We start from the raw sequence: 5,359 nt of genomic DNA, 5'->3' as shown, positions 1-5,359 counted from the left end.
CGCGGCGACCCTTCCAGCCGTAGCCGTGAAAGACCGGTTGGTAAACTGGCGCGATGCCATGCGCCACGAGAATGCCGGTGAGTCGGTCGAACATCTGGAAATACTCGGGGCGCAACTGGCGCAAGGCGCCCTTCGGCAAATCCTCGAACCCGACGTCGAAGCCCAGATCCTCCGTGCGCGAGCGTGGACCTTTGCAGTCCATGTCGGGCTGCACGGTCATGAGCAGGGCGGCGTTGAAACCCTTGGCCTGGCGGTCGCGAGCGTAGATCTCCGCCTGCTCGATGGTGGCCCGCCACGGCAGCGCCCACGGCGTGTCCGCGCACAACAACCGCGCCCGACCATCGGCATGCATCAGATTACGTCCACCGGACGGGATGCTCCAGAACCCATGCTGGGTGAAGATCGTCGCGGTCTCCGACGCGGCAGGTGCGGCGGCGAGTGTCCCGGACTTTCCGTTCAAGCCGGCATCGCCGTCGCGGTCGGTGGAGGTCCAGCGCCAGGCGCCGGAGGATTTGGTCGAGGCGAACCGCACGCGAAACGTCCGGCCACCGTCCCAGAACATCGGCCGGCGCAGCTTCGTGCCGTCCTCGTGGGTGAACTCCGTCCAGGCGTCCGTATCCGTGTAAGGATTGGCCGTGTCACGGCTGGCGGTGAAGGTGAGTTCGACCTCCTGCCATTGCAGGGCGGTGGTCGCGGCGGTTGAGGCATCGATCCGGGTTGCCGACGCAAGCCCGATGACACCAAGGGTGAGAAGCAGGACGTTGAGGACGCGTTGTTGCATAAATGGATTCAGGGTTCGCTGGCAGGGCGCACCAGTGCCGCGAGTGTCATGCTGATGGTGCAGGACGCGACTGAGGACGTGCGGTAGGACAGCATTCTTGAACTCGGGGCTGGCAGGTTCCACCGGCTTGCCCTCTGTGTCCTCCAAAACTCCGCGCTCCGGAGTGAAGCACAGAGAATGGGAGGACACAGAGAACTGCGGTGTGCTCGTCATATTCAAGCCTCCATGGTAGTCAAGGCACCCGCTAGGACGCTTGAACATTCTCACCAAATCCTGGAACAAACTGAACAGCCCACCGCATCAACGTGGCGTTGCGCAATGTCTGGGTGTCGCGGACCAGAGAAGCCCCTCCCCTTCCCTCACTTCTTCGTCGGCGTGGCCGGGCCGAGGCCCTGCGGTTTGTTGGAACCGGGGGTTCCGATCCGGGTCGCGCCGGCGGGAAGCTGGGATGCGTCGAACGCGAGCACCTTGCCGTCGGTGAGCGGCCGGAGCAGGACTTGTTTCACCTGCACCGTGTTGGTGTTCCCTGAGTGCAGTTGGATCGCCAGCAGTCCTTCGAGCGCCCGACCCTTTTCGTCGTAGTCGAACAGTTCGGAGGTGACCTTGCCGTTGATCTTGTGAACGAGATGATTCCCGCGCGCGATCACGGTGTATTCGTTCCATTGGGAAACATCCACCTTCACCGGGTCCTGTTTGCCGATGAGCCAGCGATGGCGCTCGGGATCGAAGGCCACGTTCATGCCGTTGAGCCCGAAAATCCCGCGTCCGCGTTCCTCATAGGTCATGCCCGTATGCTCGATAGCCGGATGAATGTCGCACTGATAACCAGCCCAGGTTCTCATCAGGCGGCCAACTCGGCAGGGCTGAAAGCCCGAAAGATAATAGCCCAGGGCAAAGTGAGTCCGCGAGCGACGCCCTGGGTCAACCGTCCACAAAATTCCCAAGCCCTGAAGGGGCGAAAGAGTTGTCTCGGAGAATGGGCATCTGGAGAGCAAAGGAGTATTCTGGCAGCGCATGAAAATCACTCCCGACTTGTTTGAGGCCTTCCTCAAATGCCCGACGAAATGCTGGCTGCGAGCCTCTGGCGAACCTACTAGCGGCAACGCATACGCCGACTGGGTAAAATCGCAGGGCGAATCGTATCGCGGCAACGAGACAGCGAGACTGGCTGGCGACTTGTCGAACGGCGATGTCGCAACCTCGCCAGACGTGGAGACTCTGAAGTCAGCCAAGTGGCGGTTGGCGACGGGTGTCGTCGCGCAAGCGCCGGTGAATTCTTGCGCCGTCGAATCTGTTGTCCACGCCATCGAACGGATTCCGTTCCAAGGTCGCGGCAGGGCCGCACAATTCATCCCGATCCGCTTCATCTTCCGCAACAAGCTCACCAAGGACGACAAGTTGCTGCTGGCCTTTGATGCCTTCGTGCTCGCGCAGGCGATGGGTCGTGACACCTCCATCGGCAAGATCATCCACGGCGACCGCACTCTCCTTCCGGAGACCTGTATCCGCGCTCGTGAGAGTGCGGCCAACTCCGGCGAACCTGCGAATGAACAGCACGCCACACCGGAGTCCGTCGCGCTCACAAGAGCGCAGCCACTGGTCACGAAGGTCAAGACCCCCGCCCTGACCGGCGAAGTGCGGAAGCGCCTCGAGAAAACCGCCGCGCTGCTCGCCAGCGAGAAGCCGCCCGACCTCGTCCTGAACCGCCACTGCCCCGAGTGCGAGTTCCGCGACCGTTGCCGCCAGAAGGCCATCGAAGCCGACGACCTCAGCCTGCTGGCCGGCATGAGTGCGAAGGAGCGCCAGAAACTCCGCAGCAAAGGCATCTTCACCGTCACGCAATTCTCCTACACCTTCCGCCCGCGCCGCCGACCCAGGCGGCTGCGCGACAAACGCGAGAAATACCACCACGCGCTCAAGGCGTTGGCGATTCGGGAGCAGAAAATCCACATCGTCGGCAGCCCGGAACTCAAGATCGAAGGCACGCCCGTCTATCTGGATATCGAGGGCCTGCCCGACCGTGATTTCTACTACCTCATCGGCCTGCGCATCGGCCACGGCGACACCGCCGTCCAGCACAGCCTGTGGGCGGACACCGTCGCCGACGAGGGAAAGATTTGGCGAGAATTCCTCGCCATCCTCGAAACCGTCGAGAAGCCGGTGCTGATTCACTACGGGAGCTACGAGACTGAGTTTCTGAAACGGATGTGCGCTTGTCACGGAGTGCCGGGCGAGGCTCCTGCGCCACAGGCAAAGGCCATTCCTGCTGCGGTGAACCTCTTGTCAGGCATCTTTGGGCAGGTGTACTTCCCTACATTCTCCAATGGACTGAAGGAGATCGCCGGGCATCTGGGATTCGGTTGGACTGAGGCCGCTGCAACGGGTCTGCAAACCATCGAGCGGCGGCATGAGTGGGCAACTTCGAGAGCGCCCTTCTACAAATCATCCCTCCTGACGTACAACGCCGAGGATTGCAACGCTGTCGAGGTAGTAGCGAACAAGCTCCTCGAACTGCATCGCGCATCCTCCGAGGGTCAAAGCTCGCCCCAGCACGAGGTCGTTGACGTGGCAAAACTGAAACGAGAGCACCCGTATGGCTTCAAACGAAACACTTTCGCCTTCCCGGAACTAAACGTGATCAACGATGCCGCATACTGGGACTACCAGCGGGAGCGAGTTTATGTAAAATCAAATGCAAACTTGAGGCGCGCTTTGACTCGGCCGCAGAAGTCCAGAAAGGCCTTTGCACCGAACAAGACCATTAACTGTTCTCGACCTCGCACTTGTCCGAAGTGCGCCTCAAGGAACGTCGTTAAGCACACGAAATCCAGCAAGACCGTTCTGGATATCAAATTCATGCGACACGGAATAAAACGATGGATCACCCGTCACCGTTTTCATCGCTATCTGTGCCAAAAGTGCGGCGCGGTTTTTCAACCGAAAGAGACATGCTGGGGCAAAAGCAAATTTGGCTCTGAACTCGTGGCCTATTTTCTTTACCTCAACATCGAGTTGCGGTTGCCGCAGATTCACGTCGCCAGCAACCTGAATCGGCTGTTTGGCTTCCGTCTAGATTCCGCGAATACAGGCAATTTCAAAGCTCGCGCAGCGAAGAAGTACAAGGAAACGTACCACACTCTCGTGAAGAAGTTGTGCAGTGGCCGCTTGCTTCACGCCGACGAAACCAAAGTCAACCTTCGGGATAAGGACGGTTTTGTGTGGGTGTTCGCGAACATGGAAGAAGTAGCTTACGTGTATAGCGAGACGCGGGAGGGCGACCTGCTTCAAACGATGTTGAAGGACTTCAGAGGCGTCTTGATTTCCGATTTTTACGCCGCGTACGACGGAATCCCGTGCCCTCAACAAAAATGTTTGATCCACCTCATCCGAGACCTGAACGATGATCTGTTGAAATATCCCTACAACGAAGAGCTGAGACGCCTCACTCAGGCGTTTGTGGCCCTGCTCAAGCCGATGGTGGAGACAATTGATCGGCGGGGGCTGAAAACCCGCTTCTTGAGGAAGCACGCCCCGTCTGTTGAGCGATTCTATCGGCAAATCTCTGAAACCACCCTGCAAAGTGAAGCAGCGGTGAAGTTCAAAGATCGCTTGGAAAAGAACCGAGACAAGCTGTTCACGTTTCTGCGCTTCGACGGTGTTCCGTGGAACAACAACAACGCCGAGCACGCCGTCAAGCCCTTCGCTGCGCTTCGGCAGATCATCGGGGGAATTACCACGGAGAAGGGCCTACAAGATTACTTGGTCCTCTTGAGCGTCTGCCAAACCTGCAAATACATGGGCGTGGACTTTCTGGATTTCCTTCGTTCCGGGGAAAAGGACATTCACGCCTTCGCGGCAAGCCGGCGCGGGCGCCGGCAGCGGAAAGAAACCAGCCCACCAACCGGTTCGGCGGCGGTTGCCCTTCCCGAAGTCGTGGCCACAACGCAAATAGCTCCCGGAACTTGAAGTCTCGTTTGAAGCGTGGCGTGCGGACGAACACACGGAGCGCCGACCGCCGAAACCGCGCGTTCCTGCCGGCCTTTTTCTCGCAACCCGCGGACTCGGCGGTCCGCGCTCCGGGCAGGCCGACGTCACTTCAATCGCTTGGGTTGTTTGCCAGATGGAAGCTGGCGTTCGAAGTGGAGCAAGGCGTTTTCCACACGCAACATCATCTTCTCGCGCTCGAGCCGCTCCGCTTCGCGCTGGCTGCGAAGCTCAACCGAAATGCGTTCGACGGCGAGCGCCAGTTGGCTGACTTCCTTACGGAGATCGGCAATAGCTTCCTTGTTCGCGCGAGTGTCACGGGCGATGCTGAGAAGGTCGAGAATGTACTCAGCGATGGGCTTCAACATGGCGGAGATTTTCCTCGATGCGTCGGAGGGTCTGGCGCGTGGAAGTTTTCAGCCGGCGGATTTCGGCATCGGTCGTCTTGTTCGCCTTGCGAATGGCCGACAACTCTTTCATAGCGGCTTTGATGACCGTGAGGGAGCTCGTCGTTTCGGCTTTGTCGCCGTTCAGTGTGGCCGTCGCTGTTTTCATGGGCACAGTGTACACGCGAACCCCGTCCGGGCAAGCTCC

At 59.5% G+C, this 5,359-nt stretch carries 5 protein-coding genes; 1 reads left to right on the top strand and 4 read right to left on the bottom strand.

The features are described from left to right. Positions 1-781: DUF5060 domain-containing protein (locus tag FJ398_25775; protein ID MBM3841300.1), on the bottom strand; the 781-nt coding region annotated here is incomplete at its 3' end. Between the two features lie 359 nt (positions 782-1,140). Continuing rightward, the gene (locus FJ398_25770; protein MBM3841299.1) at positions 1,141-2,250 is read right to left on the bottom strand and encodes a DUF1080 domain-containing protein; all 1,110 of its coding nucleotides are present in this window, start codon (positions 2,248-2,250) and stop codon (positions 1,141-1,143) included. On the opposite strand from FJ398_25770, the gene FJ398_25765 reads away from it, so the two are divergent. Continuing rightward, complete coding sequence (locus FJ398_25765; GenBank protein ID MBM3841298.1) at positions 1,796-4,747, top strand: IS66 family transposase; 2,952 nt, start codon at positions 1,796-1,798, stop codon at positions 4,745-4,747. The genes FJ398_25770 and FJ398_25765 overlap by 455 nt on opposite strands. Before the next feature lie 125 nt (positions 4,748-4,872). On the opposite strand, the gene FJ398_25760 is transcribed toward FJ398_25765, so the two are convergent. Further along, positions 4,873-5,133, bottom strand: a complete 261-nt coding sequence (locus FJ398_25760) for a hypothetical protein (GenBank protein ID MBM3841297.1) — start codon at positions 5,131-5,133, stop codon at positions 4,873-4,875. Then, on the bottom strand, positions 5,114-5,320 hold the full coding sequence (locus tag FJ398_25755) for a hypothetical protein (protein ID MBM3841296.1): 207 nt from the start codon (positions 5,318-5,320) through the stop codon (positions 5,114-5,116). The genes FJ398_25760 and FJ398_25755 overlap by 20 nt, the downstream gene beginning before the upstream one ends. Between the last annotated feature and the right edge of the window lie 39 nt (positions 5,321-5,359).

The sequence above is a fragment of the Verrucomicrobiota bacterium genome (assembly GCA_016871535.1).
Classification (GTDB): Bacteria; Verrucomicrobiota; Verrucomicrobiia; order Limisphaerales; family SIBE01; genus VHCZ01.
This window is presented reverse-complemented; position numbering and strand designations above follow the sequence as displayed.

Excerpts from the sequence above, each read along its gene's own strand:
- FJ398_25765 (MBM3841298.1), top strand. The coding sequence starts at position 1,796 with ATGAAAATCACTCCCGACTTGTTTGAGGCCTTCCTCAAATGCCCGACG.
- FJ398_25770 (MBM3841299.1), bottom strand. The coding sequence starts at position 2,250 with ATGATCTTGCCGATGGAGGTGTCACGACCCATCGCCTGCGCGAGCACG.
- FJ398_25760 (MBM3841297.1), bottom strand. The coding sequence starts at position 5,133 with ATGTTGAAGCCCATCGCTGAGTACATTCTCGACCTTCTCAGCATCGCC.
- FJ398_25755 (MBM3841296.1), bottom strand. The coding sequence starts at position 5,320 with ATGAAAACAGCGACGGCCACACTGAACGGCGACAAAGCCGAAACGACG.